Source organism: Halopseudomonas pelagia CL-AP6, assembly GCF_000410875.1.
Lineage (GTDB): Bacteria > Pseudomonadota > Gammaproteobacteria > Pseudomonadales > Pseudomonadaceae > Halopseudomonas > Halopseudomonas pelagia.
Genome location: NZ_AROI01000027.1, coordinates 1 through 20,283 on the forward strand (window position 1 = coordinate 1; position 20,283 = coordinate 20,283).

The following is a 20,283-nucleotide window of genomic DNA, read 5'->3' on the forward strand; positions in this document are numbered from 1 at the left end:
GTACTTACCGGATGCTTACGAAAGTCGGTCTTGTGTGGGGCCAATGTCGCCAACGGAATGCTTGTTGATGCCGGGGAGGCCGCAAGTCATAACGCATGAATTATTCAGTGTTCCCGTGCGCAAGGGCGCAGGGTTCTCTGGAACGGGAAAGAAGGTCCTGTCGCGGGACGACATGCACACGAAGCTGGTTGCAGCCCCGGTGATACCCTTTGCGAGCGGGCTCTTCGTAAGAACCACCAAGGCATCCAGATGAGTTATTGGCTTTTAATCTACTTCAGGTTTGGGCCTTAATAAATGTGCACACATAAGACGCGCTTACGATATTTAAGGATCAATTTGGTGCAGAGTGCCTGACTGGAAAATGGGGCGCGCTACCGCACAAGATGTGCTCTTGCTGGGCAACTACGGGCATTGGTTGTGGTAGGCAGTACCATTTATAAGGAAAAATCCGGTGACAGTTTGAGTAAGGTAATTCATCTGTGTGAATCTACTGTGACCAAAGCAATTAGCATGCCGGTTTTAGCGGGCATCTTATTCAGATGCTTTGCTAAAGCCCAGAACACGGGTGCCCGCTTTAAATCACAGAGTTCAGGGGGGGAGGTGTTTTTGCGCCAGCGCGACATGCCAGCGCGACATTAAGCATGATCATGCTCTAGGAAATGATATGGGCGAGAGGCACTTTCACCACCTGCTGCCTGTTTAACACGTTCAGCAGCAGCATCACCCGCTGTTCGCCATCCATCGAGAGGAAGATCGCATCTAGTTCCGCATACGGACCGACTTTTACGTGAATGTGATCACCTGGAGTCAGTGCTTGGGTTTCTACTGCTTTTGCGCAGCGCTCTCGCAGGTGGGTAATGATGTCATCACTCACTCTGCAGGGCTTGCCGCAGAATGCCACAATGCGGGTCACGCCCCGGGTAGACTGCAGCGCGGTCCAGTTATCTTCGGCTTTTACGCGGACAAAAATATAGCCTGGGAACAGGGGCTGGATCTTCTGCTTCATCGACCCGTGCTTGATAATTTGTATCAAAGTGCTGGGGTTGAAGCATTCGAAGCCCTGCCGAGTGAGGTGTTCCTGCGCTCGAGCGTCTTGACGAGGTTTGCACTGCAACAAATACCAGGCAATCTCTGGCAATTCCATTTGAATGCTCATAAGCCCTCTTGGCTCATTTGTAGCGGGCGGTCAGTTCCTCGATAAAGCGAAGACGATCTTCCTTTTTCGGCTGCTGATACCATTGAGCCAGACACTACTATTTCTTGGCGGGAGATTCTAGCGCCCTTAGATGCGAAATAGCCACCTAAACGACGGCCGGCAAGGCTAAAGCGGAATAAACAATTATCTTTATATAACTACGTCGGGTTCTACCCCGTTTCCACGGACGGTTATAAAACGGCTGTGAGCTTCCGATCCTGAGCAGCAACTCTACGTCGCATCCTGGGATTATGGAACCGCTCGATGTATTCAAACAGATCAGCTCTTGCCTCGTCCTGCGTACGGTAACGCCGATGGTGTACTCGCTCTCGTTTCAGCATTCCGAAGAACCCCTCACAGGCGGCGTTGTCTCCGCAATGGCCAACCGCGCTCATACTGCTGACCAAATCGTTACTGCCTAGGTATCGCTGGTAATCACCGCTGGTGAACTGGCTGCCTCGGTCTGAATGCAATATCACCGGGGTTTTGCCCTGACGTTGCCAGACAGCCATTTGAACGGCTCTGATTACCATCTGCCGATCCTGCCTGTGGTGCATAGACCAGCCGACGATCAGCTTGCTGAACAAATCCAGGACCACGCAGAGAAATAGTTTTCCTTCCTGCGTGGAGATCTCCGTTATGTCAGTGACCCACTTGGTATCAGGTTCCAGTGCGGAGAAATCCCGCTCAAGATGATTCTGAATACCTTGTGGCCGATTTGATGCGCGTCCGAGGCGTCCGCGCTTCCTGCGGGGCCACCCCTGAATGCCGTGCTTGGCCATTAGCCTTGCGACACGATTCAGACTTGCTACAACGCCTTCGGCAGCCAAGTCTTCGTGCACTCGAGGCGACCCAAGCATTCCGCCACTGTCATCGTGAATCTCTTTGATACGCGTCAACAGACGGTCGTTCGCTCTTGCCCTGCTGGACTGCGGACGAGATGCCCAAGCGTAATAGCCGCTGGCCGATACCTTCAGGCAACGGCACATAAGACGTATCGGGAAAAGACTGCGACAGTGTTGAATCGCCTGATACCTCAGGACGACTCCTTTGCAAAGAACACTGCCGCTTCGCGCAAAAAATCGCGTTCCTTTTTTACTCGTGCCAGTTCGCGCTTCAAGTGGGCAAGCTCTTCGTCACGCGGCGTTCCCGAGCCCTTGAAGGCCTTGCTTGGCACCTCTTCGGCTTCACGCGCCCACCGGGACAGCAGGTTGGGATTAATGCCAATCTCTAAGGCTACCTGGCGGCAATTGGCACCTGGCTGGCGAGATAGCGCGATGGCTTCGCGCTTGAATTCGGGGCTGTATCTTCTGCGTTTGGACATGAACACTCCTTTGGCACATTGTGCCTCTTTTCAAAAGTGTCCGCAGTAACGGGGTAGAACCCAACCCCAGTAACATATTCATCGGCTGGCCACGCCTTGAGTTACCCGCAGAATACTCCTATCGCCAGGATCAGCTGCTGCAGCTTGCCAACGGACAAAGCGTGGGTGATATGCGTAGCGCTAATCTTGCCGGGGTTATGCGTTATTGCATTCGCTCTGCTCAGGGGAAAACGCTGTTGCACCGCCGTTTCGGCGTGCTACCTGACGGCTTCACCCTGTCGCTGTTTCCCGCCATAAACAATCAACCCGCACGGATGCTAGTGCGCAACGGACAAGGGCTACAGCTGGAGATCCGCAACAGCGACCTGAAAACGCGTGATGGCGAGTCGGATCAGGGCCGCTTAATCTATTTACAAGCTAAAGGTGAAGAGCCGCCGGCAAACTTCACACTAGAGGTCAGTAGCGACTCAAGCATTGAGCCCGTGAGATTACGCTTACCTTACCCCTATCAAGGTGCGCGTTTAATTGGTCACGATGAAAACCCATCGAGCAATCGCGAGCTGACTCTTGATGAGCTACTGGGAATGCGAATTGCGCTGTCATCTGGACTTACTCAAGGCCAAGACTTCCATCTGCAACTGGAGCTAATCAGCCAGGCCAAGCCAAATCCCAAGCGTCACTATGTGATCCATGTCGGTCCGACACCGCTGTTGCTTAATTTGTTCAGCTACCAGAGCGATATGCTGCAAATGCTCGGCGCAGTTAACGAACAAGATGCCTACATCCAGCTGACGCTAGAAACAGAGCAGCGCCTACTGCGACTTAATGTGCGTCGTTACAATGGCCGCATCCAGTGGGAAGGCCGTACGATGTTTTCTATCACAGCCATATCCAGCACTAGGATTTTGTCTGATGCGAAGGTTGAAGCGATGCTATTGCCAGACCCTAAGCGTGCGCCTGTACGGGTCTCTGAGCGCACCAGCGAAGGGGTAGGCACCGGCTGGTTTGTGCCGTCCAATGCAATGCAGAGCGACGGTCCATGGCTGCTGTACCCAGCCAACGACTCTGGTGTCCAGTTCCGACCGCAACTCTACATCCCATCGACAACCATCGCTGACAACTCTTGCGATGTACACTCCCTGCATCGGGCCACGCAGCTTTTTCATCCTCTAAGTGCGCCCCGATTGATCGACGACCAGATTGCGGCCATGGCCGGCGACCTCAACCACAGTGGCTGGCAGTACCTGGCAGATATTAAACAAAACTTCAGCCATCTACCGCTTTCCTCCTTCGAAAGCTGGCTTTCACTCTCACGCAACCCATCCGCTTTAGCTGCGGCCGTATTTCGTTTAGAAATGGACGAGACGTTCTGTGGTCGCATTCGTGACGAACTGGCTGTTATCTGGGAGTGTCTACCACTACCGCTTTGGGTTTCGACCTATGCCTATTTTCGTGGCTGGCTCACCCAATTAGGCTTACCCCGCGCCATGATCGAAAACCTCGAAAACAACCGTAAGACAGTGTTGCGTAGCGTGGTCTCGGGCTTTGACTACCTAGGTGACTATTTGTCTACGGGGGATAAACGTAGTCTCATCAAAGCCCCAGTGGAATATGTACTGCCCGACTGGTATCAAGACCTGCGGCGTAACCATGAGTCCAACCAGAAGTGGCCTACCGAATTAGGTCAAGAGCTTTCACAGTGGGCAGATAAGCAAGATCTGCCGCGTCTTGTTACAGCCCTCTCGCTAGTTGAGTTTTCTGATGCTGTGACCTATTTACCGATCTTCATGGCTTATGTCACTGCGGGCAAAGCCACACTTTCAGTCCTGCCAGGGGACATGGCTTACCTTAAATTTTCCATTCGCATGCTTTCTGATTTTGATCGGCAGGGCTGGTACACCTGTGTCCATGCCATGATGGTTTCGTATTTGCTGGCCTCGTCTGAGGACGCCTGAGGAGTTGTATGCAGTCTTTCAAGGATTTAATCGAACAAAGCTTAAGCCGTACCCGTGAAGCCACACTCAGCGTACTGGGTATTAACGATGCCGGCCTGCGCCATCATTTAGCCGAGCAGATGAGCGATGAGCTTGGCGCCGAGGGTTGCTTTCTAGCGCCGCCAGTATTTGAGCACACTTTCGGCTGGCGAGAGTCTGGGAAGACCTTGGCGGATTTGCGCGGATCACTGCTTTCGCCGAGCCTATTGAATACCCTGCAAAATGCTCATGCCTATCAGTTTCCAGGAACGGCAAGGCCTTACGTCCATCAGCTACATGCTTGGCAAACGCTACTCAGTAACAAGCCAATGTCGGCGGTGATCACCAGCGGTACAGGCTCGGGAAAAACCGAATGTTTTATGGTGCCGATTCTTGAGGATCTGGTACGTGAGCGTGAGAAGTATCAAAAACCGCTCATCGGAGTACGCGCGCTCTTTCTCTATCCATTAAATGCGCTAATCAACTCACAACAAGAGCGTCTGGATGCCTGGACGCGGGACTATGACCAAGACATTCGTTTTTGTTTGTATAACGGTAAAACGGAAGAAAGTGCGACCATTGTTCGCAAAGAACAGCAGAGTAAACCTAACCAAATTCTTTCGCGCGAATTGCTGCGCAAAGAACCTGCACCAATCCTAATGACCAATGCCACCATGCTTGAGTACATGCTGGTGCGTCAAGTCGATAGCCCCATACTCGATATATCTCGCCGCGAGCAATCCCTGCGCTGGATTGTATTGGATGAAGCCCACACCTACATAGGCTCACAGGCGGCAGAAATGTCGCTGTTATTGCGCCGTGTTGTGCAAGCTTTCGGTAGAAATCCGGAACAGGTTCGCTTTATTGCCACCTCGGCAACCATCGCCGGTGAGGATGCAAAAGAGAATCTTCAGGCTTACTTGGCCAGTTTAGCTGGCGTCCGTTTGGATCAAGTTGAAGTTATTAGTGGCTCCCGTATTTGGCCTGACATCCAACAGAGCTATACCCCGCAGAAATTAGAGCTCCAGGCTCTGCGTGAGATTGACGCAACCGCAGACGTTTCAGCTGATCGCTTCGGTGCACTTACAACTAGTCATATCGCTCGCCAATTACGACACGCCATAGTCAGTAGTGATAAACCGTTAGATCTAAACGATCTCATTAGCTACGTTGCCGATGAGCTGAAAAGCCCTAGTCAAGAGGGACGACAACGTGAGCTCCTCAATTGGCTAGACCTACTAACGGGCACACGTCGGAGTGCGCAGGAAGCACCATTTCTTAAGCTACGTATCCATTTATTCCAGCGCATGCTGCATGGCTTATGGGCCTGTGTAGATCCGAAGTGCAGTGCCAAGTCGAAGCATTTGACCGACTGGCCATTTGGCAATGTGTACGTTACCCGGCAGGCTCGCTGCGAGTGCCGTGCCCCGGTGTATGAGTTAGGGTTTTGTAACGACTGCAAGACTCCGCACCTGCTGGCGGAAGACCGTGCAGGGGAGCTGCAGCAGCTCAGCCCCCATGCAGGGGACGAGTTTGCTCTGCATTACGAAAATACCGAGGAAGACACTCCACTCAATCAGGAGATTACGTCATCAGCCAAACACAGCCGCGCGCAAAAAATGGTTCTGGCCGGCCTGCCTGCGGCCCACGATCCATATTTTTCAATTAATTTGAATTTGGAAACGCAAAAGCTAGGCGGTCTGACCGGGAACAACTGTATTCACGTCATAACTGCGTTTGAAAAAGACTCGTGTTGCAGTCACTGCGAGTTAGCTATTTCGGATGGCCGGGACTACCTACGCAAGGCGTATCTCGGCGCCCCTTTCTATGTAGCTAACGCAGTGCCAACCGTCTTGGAGTTCTGTCCAGATCCTGACAAAGAAGACTGTGATGGTAAGTCACCCGAAGAGCTGCCTGGCCGTGGCCGCAAGCTAATCACCTTCACCGACAGCCGTCAGGGCACCGCTCGGATGGCCGTACGCATGCAGCAAGAGGCCGAACGTTCACGGTTGCGCGGTTTGGTGTTCGAAACTTTGCGTAATGCACAGGCAAAGATAGAGTCGGTACCACAAGATATTCCTACCGGTAACTACATAGAACTCATAGAGCAGGCTGAAAAGCTTGAAAAAATGGGAATGGCCGCAGTTGCCGCCGATATTCGAGCCAAAGCTGAGCAAGTCAAATCTGGCGTCGGTAATTGGAGCAAAGCTGCGGTATTGAGCTGGGATGAAATGGTCCATGAGTTGGCTAGTTCGAAGGATATCGACGGATCAATTCTTGAATACAACAAGTACGCCAACCCCATGCTGTTTGAGGGAAACAAAGCGGCTGGCACCATGGCGCGTTTACTGCTTGCACGCGAATATGCGCGTAGACCAAAAAATCAGAACAGCACTGAAACCTTGGGACTGGTTAAAATCGGTTACGCGGGTCTAGAAAAAATTCAAACAGCTCCTAATTATTGGCTCGAAGTGAAGGCGTGTCCTGTTGTAGGTAATTCCGCTGGTGCCAAGACTAATTTGACGTTGGCCGACTGGAAGGATTTCCTCAAGGTAGCTCTGGATTTTTATGTGCGTGAAAACACTTTCATTAATCTAGATCGCACTATGCAGTCTTGGATGGGGAGCCGTTTTACCGCAAAAACACTATTTCCCCCGACCCGTGACATCGTCGAGAGCACGACCAGCCGAAAATGGCCGCAGATAAAACCCGGTGCGGGCAGTCGACTGGTTAAGCTGCTTGCGCTAGGTACGGGCCTAAACCGGACCATTTCTGTGGACCGCGACAAGATCAATCTTTGGTTAGAGTCCGCATGGAAAGATTTGATTCAAGCCAATATCCTTGAGTCGTCCGGAGAGGGGTATGCCCTTAATGTCAATACACTGACCTTCGCCTTGCCAAGGGAGGCTTGGGTTTGCCCACTGACTCAACGCCTATTCGATACCACGTTCCGCGCTCTGACTCCGTATTTACCGGTCAAACTCTTGGCGCGCGATTACCGTTGCACGCCGGTAAAACTACCTGCGTTGTCCAAGCTCCGTACCGATGGCAGCGCTACGCCTAAATTGACTCAAATTCGTAGGCTGGTTGCTCAAGACTTAGAGATAAAAAATCTTCGCGATGAAAACCTCTGGACGGATGTGTCTGATCGCACGGTTGAAGGCGGCTTCTACTACCGCACCGCTGAACACTCCGCGCAGCAATCTTCAGTCAAGCTGGACAACTATGTCGAACTTTTCAAACGCGGAAAGATTAACGTACTGAACTGCTCAACTACCATGGAAATGGGTGTGGATATTGGCGGTATTTCAGCCGTCGTAATGAATAACGTTCCTCCACACCCGGCTAACTACTTGCAGCGGGCCGGCCGTGCAGGACGCCGCAGCGAAGCCCGCGCGTTTGCCTACACCTTATGCAAGGCAGACCCACATAATCAACGTACGTTCAGCCAGCCGAAATGGCCCTTCATTACGGCTATACCCGCGCCGAGTATTACGTTGAGTTCCGACCGTATCGTTCAGCGCCATGTGAACTCGCTACTGCTGTCCATATTCCTCCGCTCGCAGACCAACTCTGACGGTGATCGGACAAAACTGACGGTTAAGTGGTTCTTTAGTGACGATGAGTCGCCGTGCAGCGATTTCGTAGATTGGCTGCAAAGCCAGCCAGCCGAGATCGTTGATCCGATACAAATGCTGGTTAAGGGTACCGGGCTGAGCGGCCGCTCAATGGTTTCAATTTGCGCTGATGCATTAGTAATTCTTGAAGATATTCAAGCACGCTGGATCAATGAATATCGCAAGCTCAATGAAAAATTACTAACTGCCACTGACCAGGCCTACAAGAAGGCACTGAGCCTTGAGCTGAAGCGCCATGAAAATGAGTACCTACTTCGTGACCTTGCCTCCCGTGCTTTCCTCCCTGGCTATGGTTTCCCCACAGATGTTGTCAGCCTTAATACCTACAACATTGAGGACTTCATAAATCAAAATAAGCAGAAGGCTGATAACAGTCGCGAAGACAATATCTTCAATGCCAAAGAACAGCCATCTCGTGGTCTCAACATTGCTATTCGCGAATATGCGCCAGGCTCCCAAGTCGTTATTGACGGTCGTGTGTACCGCTCTGCCGGCGTCAGCATGCAGTTTAATCAAAACCAAAAATTCGATATGGCTTGGCGCTGCGGTGAATGCGGCGCTGGTGGCGTGGTGGAAAATGCTTACAGCAATAGCAATGAGCTTAAATGCTCGCACTGTCAGGCTGAGATCAAAATCAATGAGCGGAAAATGGTGCTCAGACCCGCTGGCTTTGTAACCGACTTCTTCGAGCCCACCAGCAACGACATTAACTCACAAAAATTTATTCGGATTGAACGGCCGCGCATACAACTGCTGGGCGAGTCACAAGCACTACCCGATAGCCGTTGCGGTCACATACGGTTCGGTCATGAAGGCAAGGTTTTCTATCATTCGTCTGGTGAACATGAAAAAGGTTATGCGATCTGCATGACCTGCGGTCGGGCGGAGTCGATGACTATTTCAGGCGATATTCCTATCGGGCTTCAAGCGGATAAATACCATCGTCCTGTTGGCGGAATTTCCGGTAGCCGTAAGGAAAAGGACTGCTCGGGGGCAACGGTAAAAGCTAATGTTTACTTGGGCTATCAAATCCAAACTGACGTGTTCGAGTTGTGCCTTAAAAGCCCAAAAACTGGTATGTGGTTATCAGATACTGACCAAGACCAGGTAATTGCAACTACTATGGCCGTGGCTTTGCGTGAGGTGATCGCGGATCAATTGGGTATTAGTAGCACCGAAATGGGCTTTAGCTTTCGACTGGATAAAGATTTACACACAGGCCAAGGGCGCTCGGTGATTCAGATCTTTGACCAAGTCAGTGGCGGCGCAGGCTTTGCCTTGGCTGGGCTTAACGATGTAGTGAGCCTATTAAATAGGGCTGATAGAAAACTGGAGTGTCGTGCTGATTGCGAGAACATCTGCTCATGCTGCCTAGCGAGCAAAGACAGTCGTGTCGAACTGGAGGAGCTGGATCGCAGAGCTGCCAAACAATGGCTTGAGGTCAATGAATTTTTAAGTTACCTCAGTTTGCCAGAAATATTCGCGGGTATTGCCGGAGCTGCCTATTGCTCAGTAGGGCCGCATCGCTCCATTCGGTCAGCGATCAATAAAGCCGATAACAGCAATGGCAAAACTATTATCCAGCTCGGCTTGCGTGGAGACGTTAAGGACTGGGATCTCAATCTACCGTCGTTCCGGGACAAAATTCTGACTTGGCAATTGGTCGACAAACTTCAGGTGCGTATAGGCGTACAAGCACTGGAAACGCTAACCCAGGAGGCCAAACAGAGCTTGGCTGTTTTGGCCAAACTCGGAATCAAAGTGTATGAAATGGATGAACAGTGGAACCGATATGGTGTGCCGTTGGTAGCCCAAATTTGCTGTTCAACTCGTACTCAAAGTCTATTCAGCTCTACCGAAGAAGCTTGCCTGCCAGGCGAGCAATGGTTAGCCGCGGATGACACCAGCACGTGGGTAACATCCAATGCTTTACCAACAATCCTCACCAAAGAAATCGACACTGCAGCATGGAGTGCTGTCGAGACAGGTGCAAAGATTCTTGAAATCACTAACCAATTGAATGGTCCTGTTAGCAGTTTGAAAATGCGTGTGGAAAAACTGTTCTCAAGTGAAGTCCCTGAGCTAATGCAGCGCATCAAAAGCGACGAAGCGGTGTCTATTAGTTATTCAGATCGTTATCTGAAATCTCCTTGGTCGGTGATGCTACTAGGCAGTTTCCTCTCATTGTTCAAAAGCGACCGGCTAGCGACTCTAAAAATTCAGACGTTAGAACCCGCTAACACTCAAATTCCGAGCTCGCTCAACCATGACTGGAAGGAGGCTGATGATCTCGTCGCAGTAATGAAGCTCTGGCTTGGTAGCATCATGAACACGTCACTCGACCTAGAGATCAAACAAAGATCGCGCGATTTACAGCACGGAAGGGTGATTACGGTGGATTGGGCTTCAGGGCTGCAGAGTAAGATATTTCTTGATCAAGGTATGGGCTACTGGCTGGCCCGCACGCACTATAAGGACCAGTTAGGTTTTGACTTCTACCAAGGCTATGAAGGCCAAGCAAAAGCGATGCTGAATAGCTTCAGCATCACCAACATGGCGGCGGCTGGTGAGTGGCCGACCTACATCACAGTTCTAACCAAGTAGGTAGGCAGTAGCGCGCGGGGCGGTAGACCCGCAAATAACCAATGGACCCAAAGCTTGGAGGGGCTATGGCTGTCAGTGAATGAACGGCTACACACGTGGGCAGAGTGTTTTATCTCAATGGAAATGAAGTGCAGAACCGAATGGAAGCGCAATGAACCAATCTCTTTGCCAGTCTTATTACCAGGCCCAGTGGGCTCGTTACAGCGTTACGTTGGATGATCTGGCCGCAGCCGACGAATGCCTGCATGATTTTCTTGATGGTAAGCCTGCTGGTAAGCACACCAAGGGTGAGCGCGCTGCCGGGCTTATGAGCTTAGGTATTTGGTGGGAGCCTGCCTTATTGCAGCAGTCTAAGGTCGCAAGCCAAGCCTTGGCTCAAGTGTTATGGGTTATGGATGATATTGACCGCTCTTTGCTTGACCACCTGTCTCGAAATAACCCAGACATACTGCGCTGGGCTATTCGCTACTCAAAGCTTTTTACCAAAGCCGATTCGCCGGTAATGACACATCTCGGCAAGTCGGTAGAAGGGCACGAGTGGGACGCTTTCCTGAATGCCTGTAATCGCCTTGTGGAACAGCTTGAGCCCTTTGATCATTGGATAGAAAAAGCCGAGCAGCATTTGAAAACGCTATCGCTGCTCGAGCTGATGTCTTATCTGAGCATTCTCGCTTACCCCTCCCTTGAGAGTGCTGAGCAAAATACCCAGCAAAGCTGGACGGTTTACGAACGTATTATTCAGCGCAAGCTGCAACGCTGTAGCGAGCGGGATTTTCAGCTGACAGAAAAAATACTGGGCAAGTCGCTTAAACGCCATCTCTCGCCGCTACTTTTCTCCGGGGCCGGCTCACCAGAGAAATGCATAGCCCACCTTGAATTCGTCGCTGTGCTTATTGCCGCGATGAGCGAGCGCCTCGACTATGAGGCGACCATCAATTCCTTTTGTTTTGATAGCGACATGCACTATCAAATGGAGCCAGGGCAGCCTGTCATTTTCAGTTCCAGCACCGAGAGCACTAGCCGCTGGAAGCAGACTGAAGAAAAGTCATTGTTACTCTGGAGCTATTGGTTGCGTCGCGCGATGGACGATTTTGTCATTACCGGGATGGCTGATGTCACCATAGGCACGCCTGAAAATCATGAAGCAAACCAGTGGGCCTGGATCAAGGCTGTGCGCAGTCGCCTTGTATTGCAGACCCTTTTTGGCTGCAGCGACAAGATCCTGCTAGCTGATGGCGAAGAGGTGGACTTGCACCAGGCATTGCTGGCCACTGAACTATCTTCCGCCTTCTTTGTTAAGTCGTATCTGCACGCTTACAAGCGCCACAGGAGCCAAACCGAATCTCCCATTGCAGCGCTGGGACAGATGGCATGGGAAGGCTTGCTGGAGGGCGAGAACCGCTTCCCCATGACGTGGTCGGAACTGCCCGCAAAAATAAAGCGAATTCGGGGCTGGACCGTTAGCCAGTCACGCCAAAAAGGGGATGCAGCGGCGGCAAAAAACATCCTGGAGTTCTGGACCGTCGATCTACGCCAGCTCTCAGCTCAGATCAAGGCAAACCCGTTAGCTCCCGTCCCCAGGCTCTCCGAGCAGCCGTTCTATAAAATAGGACGGTACAGCTTTCAGTTTCCCTGGATTGCCGGTCAGCAAAACAATCTTGTCGCCGCCGTTAACTCATTACGCCGCATAGGCGTGCGCAGGCCTGAACTGCGCAGCGAGACTGAGCAGGTTGAGTTTTGCCTGGCGCAAGCATTGCGGCAACGAGGCTTCAAGGTGATTGTGGGTTACCAGCCCCCGATTCTAGACGGGAACAATGCAGGCGAAATGGACCTTATCTGCCACCTCAATGGCGTGGTGTTACTGCTCGAAGTGAAGTCAGGGTTCATCCGCTCCTCGCGATACGAAGTATGGTTGCACCGAACCAATACTCTGCGTAAAGCAGCCAGACAGTTGAGGCGGAAACAGCATGCTTTGCAGCCGCTATTGAATAGCGATCAGACCTTGCGCCGAGACTTGGGTCTGCCTGACGCCAACGCAGGGCTGCCAATCCATGCCTGGGTAGTGGACACCTCGATAGAATGCGACGGCGAGCTGCTAGATGGTTTTAGAGTGGTATCGCGCGAGGTGATGGAAGTCGCCCTGAAGGACCAGAAACACTACCTGCAGCATCTGGACACCGAGAAAGACTCAGAAGTCCAAACACTCTATCCCGAGGGCTTTAGCGCCCCGGCTTTTGTGGATGTGGTCACCAATGAAGCGGTTTGGCGGGGCCTGCTGCCCAATTAATTGCGACAGCTTGGGTGGGCATGCGACAGGAACCGCCGCAAACAGTGTATAGACTCGCAAGATGTCTAATTGGCTCTTGGCAGCCGAAGCGGCGCAAGCCACTATGGTGCCACCTCAAGGCTGAATCATACCGATGTTTCGGTCAATGCCTGGAGTAAGTTGCCCAGATTAAATGGTGCGGGCCTGAATGCATCCCTTCACGAGTTTAGGCAGATCCTTCGGGATGATGCTGGCCGCCAGCAAGCTGGAATTGACATCGGCGGGTAGTAGAATCAGATTCCTGTTTTCGCAAGCCCCTGAGGTGAGCCAAAGGAAATCGTCAATACGTAGTCTTGAAGCATCGCGGGAGCCGCTTTTGGCTGGAAGAAGGCGTCAAGAGCAGGGAGATATTCACTCCCCTTTTCCGTCGAACAACCTGCGTCATTTTTCCAGCAGATCATCGACTATGGCGAAGGATTCGGCCAATTTTTGGGGAGTCTTGCCGTCACGAGTTCCTAAGGAAATCCTGCCTTGCAAGCTGCGAAAAGCCTTGTGCATGTCTGTTGGATTGCTGCCCAACCAGTAAGCGCGGTCCGGATACTTGAGCAAGGCTTTGTGGCAAGCCTCAACAAAAGTCTTTTGGTTAGCATAAGTTTTCGTGCGTGTACCCTTGCTTATCGTCCATTCGCTACAATGTTTTTTGCGTGAAATCGGGTGCACGGGGATGACCTTATAGCTGTCTGGCCTGGTGGCTAAGCCTATGGCGATCAGCAACTCATCGTTGCTGGGGTTGTCGCCGAGTTTTCTCAACCTAGCCTTAATGCCTGAAAAACTGTGACCCGTTCGGCTATAGGTCCTCGCCACAAAATTTATGCCGCCTGTGATCTCTTGACCATCGGGCAGAATCACCCTTATTGGTTTGCTTCGGTCCTGTGGAGTAAGTAAATGTTTATCGATTTCCCGTGGTGTCATTAAGTGTATTTGCGGCGCGATTTGCGCTAAACGGGAGCGCCCGGTCGAAGGCTTAACATTCAGTTCCTTGAAGTGCTCAATCTGGGAGACTCGTTTGTTAGGGTTGGACAGGCTGGGCAGTTTAATGTTGGTCGCCACCCCGTCCGCGTCCAGCTGACATCGTCGTTTTCGCCGCTGACGGCTTGACCGCGCCGTATCAATCAGCCGGCCCGAGGCTTTGGCCTCTCGACTTAAATTCGTCGTGCGCCCATCGTCGCGGGGCTTGATACCCAGTGCTTCAACTAGGCTGTATTTGGATTCCGGCTTGTCCTCCTGCCCCCGCACCCTCATCTTGGCTCTGTTGGTGAAACGAGTAATTTCTTCCGGGTCTTCAACTCCGTTGGCTATGGCGACAGTCTTGGCGGCGGCAGTAAAACTAATGAATTTTCGCAACCGACCACCAAGGAAAATCTCGCAAGGCGCTGAGTTCGAAGGTCCGCCGACGCTACTGCCACCTCGCATAATATTGAATCCCCTTGGCGCCATTGTCTTTAAAGTATCGATCCAGTAACCCTCGCCATCACGCATCTCCTCTAAGGTGGCATATTCCTTCAGCAGCTCGATCACGAACCAATCTTCGGGGGGCTCAGCGGGAAAATTTTGCAGGTGGTCACGGATGGCATAGCCCAAAGTAAAGGGCGAAATCCCTCTGGGCTTTCCACGGCTGCTCTCGTTGATGTGAGCTTTCAGTCGATCCTGCAGCCTGCGCTGGGTCAAGCCGACATAACTTTTGTTATTTCCTAGCGGCTTGCGATAGGTGATTTTGTAAATCAAGAAGCTCACGAAGCGTCCTTGGTAATCTTTAGACGCCGAAGTCTATAGCTTCTGGGCGCGGAGTTCATAGTATCCGTGCCGACGTGGTAGAACCCGTATCATTAGTAGGAGATTGTGACCTGGATGGTATGGCAAAGCTGTGGATGGCTCAAACGGTCCCACCCACTCCCTTGAACTTCTCAACAAAGGCAGCAATTTGTTGGAAAACTCGCTGCTTTCGCGACAGATACTGCGGGTTTAGTGGGCTCATCTTCGGCAGAATGCTGTTCAATTCGGTGCCGCTATCGCTGGCGAACTCACGCCGCAGCGCGTTGCTGATATAGCGCCTGGCGTCTTCGGCGTTCAGGCCCTCGGTATCGATCAATGCCTGTGCCTCGCGCTGTTGCTCGCTCCGTGCATAGGTGAAAAAAGCCTCAATCACGCTGGCCTTATCGGGGATCTCGTCGAGTTCTGCCTGGTTGATAAAGTCCACCACCAGGCTTTCCTTGGCGCGATTGCCCAGGCTGGCGCGCAGCAGGCGGCGTACTTCATCAATCAGGTCGGCCTTGTTCTTGGTCTTTGTGTTGTGCTCAAAAATCAGTTCAAGGATGTAATCCAGGTTGATTTCCTGGGACTTGAGCAGGTCTACCTCAAACACCACGTCATCCCAGTCGATGCTGGACTGGTCTTTGTCGTTGGCGGCCTTTTCCCGACGCAGCCAGTCGCGAATGTCGTTATAGGTGGACTTGTAATCCTGAATCCGGCGCTCTGCTGGTAGGCGGATAGTTTGCAGGGTGGCGAGGTCTTCATCACTCAGATGACGCTGTGCCTTGAATGCTTCCAGCGCTTGTGGGTCTTCCTTGTCGACCTTTTGCAGGGCTTTCAGGTGGACAAACTCATCGTAGTTCTGCAGAATATTTTCTACTCGCAGGTACTCGCCAAAGAGCTTGGCAAAGTCCTTCTTGTCCTTCTCTTTGACGATGTCATCTGGCTGGGGGTAGCGCTGCTCCAGCTCCGAGACCACCGCCATAAAGCCGCGTTGCGCCTCACCGGTGACGATATCGGTGAAGCCTTCCATGTACTCCTTGTAGCTTTTCTCCAGCACCACATTCTTGGTGTTCTTGTCGCCAAACAGGGTGATGGCATCAACCGTGGCTTTCTCCAGATCACGAAAGGTAATGATATTGCCAAAGGTCTTGGTCGCATCATAAATGCGGTTGGTGCGCGAGTAGGCCTGAATCAGGCCGTGAAAGCGCAGGTTCTTATCGACGAACAGGGTATTGAGCCGGGGCGCATCAAAACCGGTCAGGAACATACCCACCACAATGAGTAGGTCAATGTCTCCGGACTGCACGCGCTTGGCCAGGTCACGGTAATAGTTCTGAAACCCATTGCTGTCGACGCTGAAACTGGTCTTGAAAAAGCTGTTGTAGTCGGCGATAGCCGCGCTGAGAAACTCCTTGGCGCTGCTGTGCATGGCCGATACATCGAAGCTCTCATCCAGAATATCGCCCACCGCATCCTGTTCTTCGTTAGCTGCGAAGGAAAAGATTGTGGCAATCTTCAGCGGCTTGTCATGGCCTGCCTGCAGCTGGTTCAGTGACTCGTAATAGAACTTGGCAGCGTCCACGCTGCTGACCGCAAACATGGCGTTGAAACCGGCCCCACCAGGTTGCAGGCGATGTGTCTTTTGCCGGTAGTGATTAAGGATATATTGGGATATCTCGCGAATACGTTCCGGGTGCAACAGAGCCTGACGGTTTTCCGCTGCGCTGAGCTTCTTTTCATCCTGCTCGGTTTCCAGAGCTTTGAACTGCGGGCGCACGTCGTTGTAGTCGACCTTGAATTTCAGCACCTTTTCGTCGCGGATGGCATCGGTAATCACGTAGGAATGGAGTTCGCGGCCAAACACGCTAGCGGTAGTTTCTGCGCCCAGCGCGTTCTGCGGGAAGATTGGCGTGCCGGTGAAGCCGAACTGGTAGAAGCGCTTAAACTTTTTCTTCAGGTTCTTCTGTGCCTCGCCAAACTGGCTGCGGTGGCACTCATCGAAGATAAACACCACCTGCTTGCGGTAGATCGGCAGGTCGGCTTCGCTCTTCATCAGGTTGTTGAGTTTCTGGATGGTGGTGACGACGATCTTGTTATCGTCCTTGTCCAGGTTGCGCTTCAAACCCGCAGTGCTGTCCGAGCCGTTGACGCTGTCCGGCGAAAAGCGCTGGTACTCCTTCATGGTCTGGTAGTCCAGGTCCTTCCGGTCCACCACAAAGAATACCTTGTCGATAAAATCAAGCTCAGTGGCCAGCCGGGCTGCCTTGAAGCTGGTCAGAGTCTTGCCGGAGCCTGTGGTATGCCAGATAAAACCGCCACTCTCAGGCTTGCTCCAGGTTTTGGCGGCATGGGCGCTGTTGACCTTCCACAGAATGCGCTCGGTGGCGGCGATTTGGTAGGGCCGCATCACCAGCAGGGTATTAGTGACATCGAACACCGAGTACTTCAGCAGCACTTCCAACAGCGTACTTTTCTGAAAGAAGGTCGCGGTGAAATCCTTCAGGTCCTTGATCAGGCTGTTATCCGATTTCGCCCAATGCATGCTGAAGTCAAAGCTGTTCTTGTTGCGCTGGGTGGTATTGGCAAAGTAGCGGGTGTCGGTGCCGTTAGAAATCACAAATAATTGCAGGTACTTGAACAGGGAATAGTCACTGTTGAAGCTCTCCTTGCTGTAGCGGTGCACTTGGTTGAAGGCCTCGCGAATCGCCACGCCACGGCGTTTCAGCTCGACCTGCACCAGCGGCAGGCCATTTACCAGAATGGTCACATCGTAACGGTTGGCATGGCTGCCGGTCTGCTCGAACTGTTTGATTACCTGTACCTTGTTGCGCGCCAGGTTGGTCTTGTCCAGCAGGTAGATGTTCTGGATGCGGCCATCATCAAAGGTAAAGTCATTGATATAGTCGTCGTGCACCTTGCGGGTCTTGTCGATGATGCTCTCGCTGGGCCGGTCGAGGTAGGTTTCGACAAAGCGCCGCCACTCGCCCTCGGTAAAGTCCACCCGGTTCAGGCTTTGCAGTTGGATGCGCACATTGGCCAGCAGGGCGTCAGGAGTGTTCAGGGCAGGCAGGTACTCATAGCCCTGGTTTTGCAGATCCTGAACGAATTCGCGCTCCAGGTCGCCTTCGCTCTGGTAGCCCTCGGCGACTTGCCATTGCTTGGTGTATTTATCCAACACAATAAAGTTGTTGGACTCGGCAATGGCCTTGTACTCAATCATGGTGCGCATCCTTTGCTTGCAGCAGTCGTTTCACCTCTCGGTCGAAGTCGGACTCGATGGGTTGCTGCCGGTTGAATTTCTCATATTCAGCCAGGGCCTTCTGGTCGGCCTGTTTTCGGCTAATACTGCCGTAACCCTCCAGAATGCGGTACTCATTGAAGGCTAAAAACTTGTTCACGCTCTCGGCGAAGCTTTCCATGGTGAAGGTGTTGCGCCGCTCGATAATACCTTCGATATAGTCAAAGAAGGCCGACACTGCTCGCTCCAACTGCTTGATTTCGGTTTCGCTGAGGTAATTCTTCGCCACCGTGGAATCCGACTTCAGCACCCGGCCCGCTGGCGCGTTCTTGTAGGTGCTCATGCCCATCAGCGGTTTGCTGGAATCGGCTTTCAGCGCAATGATTTCTGCGGCTGTATGGCCGGTAATCGCGTAATGAAATTTGTCCTGCACGTGGGCATAGAAAAGCTGGGTGGTTTTCGATTTGGGGTCATAGTCGATGCTGCACTCGGAAAAGATGTCGGTGATCTGCTGGTAGACACGCCGCTCGCTGGCGCGGATGGAGCGCACCCGTTCCAGCAGCTCACGGAAATAATCCTTGCCAAAGAAACGGCCATTTTTCAGGCGCTCATCATCCATGGCAAAGCCCTTGATGATGTATTCCTTGATCAGCTGAGTGGCCCAGATGCGAAACTGTGTGGCCTGGCTGGAGTTGACCCGGTAGCCGACAGAGATCACCGCATCGAGGTTGTAGTACTCGAGCTTTCGCCTGACGCTGCGCTCCCCTTCCTGCCGAAGTGTTTCCAAAACGGAAACAGTTGCCTCACGCTGCAACTCATTGGAATCAAATATGTTTTCCAGATGCTTGGAAATAGCCGGTACGCCTACCCCAAACAACTCGGCCATACGCTTCTGAGTCAGCCAGATGGTCTCATTACTGAGCAATACCTCTACCTTTATATCTCCATTGGGCGCGGTGTAGAGCAGGAACTCGGTGGTTTGATCTTGCAGGCTCAAGTTGGGCATAGGGCTTCCTTATGTCTCTGCGACGTTATTCGTGGCAGGTCCTTCTTGCTGCCAATAGCCGTAATTACTTACTAGGTGCTTCAGTAGAAAGTCTACCGTATTCTTTTCAGGCCCACTGGGCTCGGCGACAACTTCATTCGACAATGTTGAATGACTGGTAAATTGAATAACGCGATTTAAATAAGCCTGCTTGTCACCGGGCAAGAGTTCTGACCATTTCGGATAGCCCAAGAAACTCGCCGTTTTTTCATACAGGTTACGCAAAAGCGTGAAATGGTACCTCTGCACAGTGTTTTCAGCGATAGCTTTTTCCAGTGTCTGTTTCAAATACAAGTGGTAAGAGAAACTCTTATTGGAATCGCCGTGCTTATCCAAGAGTGCAAAAGTGCCATCCTCGAATCGCTCCAACAGAAAACAGGCCTTGCTGTTTAGCTCGTTGTATAGCACGTTATAAAAAAGCGGGCTGTGGGTGGTGATAATAAATTTCAATTTAGAGTTGCTGGACTTGATCAGCCCCGCCAAGTTGACGGCCAACTCGATCAGGTGATTATCATCCAATGAACTGACGGGGTCATCAATAAACACGTATTCCAGCTGGTCAAACTGCCTGGTCTCACGATTCTCTGGCTCTGCGACATTGAGGATGGTGATCACCTGATCCAGCAGCGTGTAGAAAACACTCCAGATAAAATTACTTTCTTCCCCTTTGGATACTTTTAGGGGTTCTGTGCCTTTGTCATCACCTCGCTCTAGCGTAAAGGTCACCTCTGCAAAGTCTTCACTGAAATGCGGAGTTAACTTGTCATTGGCGAAGTGTTGGAAGTACTTGACGATATTCGTATCTTGCCCCAGATCCTTCAGCAAGGTGAGCAACCAGTCAGTATAAGTGTTTGGCTGAATTTTCAGCCTAGGGGTGGTATCGGCGTCTAAGTCGTTATCCCAATAAAAGAGATCTTCGGTGAAGGCGTTGTAGTACAGCATTTTTTCCCGTGGCGATATGGCTTCGCCATCTTCGCCATTGCCTTTAGGTGCAACCAGTTGCTTGAATTCGCGAGAAAGACGAGTTTTGCCTGTGCCATTGAACGCATAAATCAGCTGTACTTTGGGAACAGGCTTAGATTCCTCTACTTCCTTTGGAGGTATTTTCGTTTTTTCTTCGGTAATCGTTTTTTTTGCAACCCGCGGGGCATTGAGTTGCTCAGCAATCTCTTTCAATGTCTGGCTCAT

At 51.9% G+C, this 20,283-nt stretch carries 9 protein-coding genes; 3 read left to right on the plus strand and 6 right to left on the minus strand.

Going from position 1 to position 20,283, the window contains the following annotated elements; all coding sequences use genetic code 11:
• Positions 1 to 652: 652 nt before the first annotated feature.
• A complete protein-coding gene (gene rfaH, locus K787_RS0118205; protein ID WP_022964253.1) occupies positions 653 to 1,156 on the minus strand; it encodes a transcription/translation regulatory transformer protein RfaH in 504 nt (167 codons plus the stop codon).
• A 230-nt stretch (positions 1,157 to 1,386) separates the two neighbouring features.
• Positions 1,387 to 2,519, minus strand: a protein-coding gene (locus K787_RS0118210) for an IS3 family transposase (RefSeq protein ID WP_152486865.1) whose coding sequence is annotated in 2 segments (ribosomal slippage) — positions 1,387 to 2,279 and positions 2,279 to 2,519 — 1,134 coding nt in all. Because the reading frame shifts where the segments join, the coding sequence is not laid out codon by codon here.
• Between the two features lie 20 nt (positions 2,520 to 2,539).
• On the opposite strand from K787_RS0118210, the gene K787_RS23655 reads away from it, so the two are divergent.
• From K787_RS23655 to K787_RS0118230, 3 genes are all read left to right on the plus strand, one after another.
• Positions 2,540 to 4,474, plus strand: a complete 1,935-nt coding sequence (locus tag K787_RS23655; RefSeq protein WP_022964255.1) for an STY4851/ECs_5259 family protein — start codon at positions 2,540 to 2,542, stop codon at positions 4,472 to 4,474.
• A gap of 8 nt (positions 4,475 to 4,482) precedes the next feature.
• Entirely contained in the window at positions 4,483 to 10,734 is a 6,252-nt protein-coding gene (locus tag K787_RS0118225) for a DEAD/DEAH box helicase (RefSeq protein ID WP_022964256.1), read from the plus strand.
• Between the two features lie 151 nt (positions 10,735 to 10,885).
• Positions 10,886 to 13,021 (plus strand): nuclease-related domain-containing protein, encoded by a 2,136-nt coding sequence (locus tag K787_RS0118230; protein ID WP_022964257.1) that lies wholly within the window; start codon positions 10,886 to 10,888, stop codon positions 13,019 to 13,021.
• 420 nt (positions 13,022 to 13,441) lie between these two features.
• Here K787_RS0118230 and K787_RS0118235 read toward each other — a convergent pair whose 3' ends face one another.
• From K787_RS0118235 to K787_RS0118250, 4 genes are all read right to left on the minus strand, one after another.
• Complete coding sequence (locus K787_RS0118235) at positions 13,442 to 14,794, minus strand: GIY-YIG nuclease family protein (protein WP_022964258.1); 1,353 nt, start codon at positions 14,792 to 14,794, stop codon at positions 13,442 to 13,444.
• A 139-nt stretch (positions 14,795 to 14,933) separates the two neighbouring features.
• On the minus strand, positions 14,934 to 18,032 hold the full coding sequence (locus K787_RS0118240; RefSeq protein ID WP_022964259.1) for an HsdR family type I site-specific deoxyribonuclease: 3,099 nt from the start codon (positions 18,030 to 18,032) through the stop codon (positions 14,934 to 14,936).
• Entirely contained in the window at positions 18,025 to 19,056 is a 1,032-nt protein-coding gene (locus K787_RS0118245) for a virulence RhuM family protein (RefSeq protein ID WP_022964260.1), read from the minus strand. Before K787_RS0118245 ends, K787_RS0118240 begins: the two co-directional genes overlap by 8 nt.
• Positions 19,057 to 19,065: 9 nt before the next feature.
• Positions 19,066 to 20,283: an AAA ATPase-like domain-containing protein gene (locus K787_RS0118250; protein ID WP_022964261.1), complete on the minus strand. Its 1,218-nt coding sequence runs from the start codon at positions 20,281 to 20,283 to the stop codon at positions 19,066 to 19,068.